This window comes from Hydrogenophaga sp. OTU3427, assembly GCF_038440225.1.
Lineage (GTDB): Bacteria > Pseudomonadota > Gammaproteobacteria > Burkholderiales > Burkholderiaceae_C > Hydrogenophaga.
In genome coordinates this window covers 1-1,445 of record NZ_JASATI010000102.1, presented here as the reverse complement: position 1 = coordinate 1,445, position 1,445 = coordinate 1, and the positions used below count along the sequence as shown (strand labels likewise).

2 protein-coding genes are annotated in these 1,445 nt (G+C 56.3%); one reads left to right on the top strand and one right to left on the bottom strand.

Translation table 11 applies throughout. From position 1 onward, the window contains the following. On the top strand, window positions 1-327 hold a 327-nt coding region (locus AAHB17_RS24430), incomplete at its 5' end, for a hypothetical protein (protein WP_342133662.1). Between the two features lie 153 nt (window positions 328-480). On the opposite strand, the gene AAHB17_RS24425 is transcribed toward AAHB17_RS24430, so the two are convergent. Further along, window positions 481-1,143: a hypothetical protein gene (locus AAHB17_RS24425; RefSeq protein ID WP_342133661.1), complete on the bottom strand. Its 663-nt coding sequence runs from the start codon at window positions 1,141-1,143 to the stop codon at window positions 481-483. Between the last annotated feature and the right edge of the window lie 302 nt (window positions 1,144-1,445).

The following is a 1,445-nucleotide window of genomic DNA, read 5'->3' as shown; positions in this document are numbered from 1 at the left end:
TACAGAGACAGAATATTTGTCGTTCTCGATGCCGTTCACTCTGCGGGCTTGCCAGATCAGTTGGTGGCGATGGGCATTCCCAAAGAGAATGTCATCGTTTGGCCGAAAAACGGTATTGAGTACTACTACCCGCCCGCTGTGGTCGATAAGGTATTCGGCGTGGGGCCAGAGATCACGATATCTGGCGACGTGATTTCCAGGAACGGGCTCTCCTATAGCAAGGGGGAGCTTGTAGGAAAGGTAGTGTCACTGCTTCAGCCAGATACGGCGATGCACGAAGAATTTGAGACTAGATTCTTGCGCCCGCTTGCAGCACAAGTGGGCTAACGCTTCAGTCGATCGGATCTGCGCGAAATGCCGCGCAGGCCGCTCACTCCTACGTTTGATGCCGGCTCTTGGCCGATAATCCGTCCGGCTGCTCCTGGCCGATACCAGCCGGCATCCATGGTGTGGCGGTGTGCACAAGTAGCTATATGCTAATTACTTCGTTTGTTCCCGGCTCTCTTGCTGAGCCTTTGCATGTAGCAGATCGCCAAGCAGTGTGTGAACTGCCTGGATCAGCAGAGGTAGAAATCGGAGGAGGTCTTGTTGCAAGCCGAACGGGACGGGCTCAATCGTGCTAACTACCGACTGAGCCGCGTGGCGCACGGAGAATTCGCTACCGTCGGCATGCCCGATTTGTTTGTCACGCAGACGGAGAACGTGCTTCATTGTTTCGCCGAAGGCCACTCGATCTGATTCATCAGGAAAAGCGAGTTCCAAAAGCCGTTTTCGAAGTTCCGTGCCAGCGTCGCCCTTGTTCGTCGCTACGAGGCCGACAACTGCGTTCCCTGTTGAATACACCTGGGCCAGATATACGACGGCAATCTTGTGCAGGTGAAAGGCGCCGAGGTGGCATTCGGAAGGAGTGGGGAGTGCTGGGCGAAACCGCTCAAACAAATCGCGATCAACCGAATACGCATGAAGCCGGTCGTAGGGCCGACCAGTCTCGGCTTGATAGAACGCTTCAAAGTTGGCTTGCTCGGCAATGACCGGCGAAGCCGACGCCGCATCGGTAAGCCGATTCGCAAGCTCTAGCGCCTGCTTGCAGTCAGTCAGGGCGTTCGACCAAAGCTGAGTTCGTCCTATGAGTTCATCATGCATCGCCGGTTTGCGCTGAAAAGATGGTCATTCGACCGGTCTACAAAGAGATGCCGCGAGGCCAATTATCAGGTCAGCCGGTATCCGATGAAGCCAAGGTCGCTGACCGCTCCAGCCCGTAGACCGGCCGCTCACACTCTGTGCCAACTTGCGCCCCTATGACCGGAACGAGCCTATCAGCGGGCACGAGATAAGCGGCGCTGACCGACTGAGATCTGCAAACCGGGTATCGAACCGAAATTTACGCCGGTCGCGCAGCGTCTTCCCGCATGGATGAATCCCTTCCACGATGCAAGCTCCTGCCG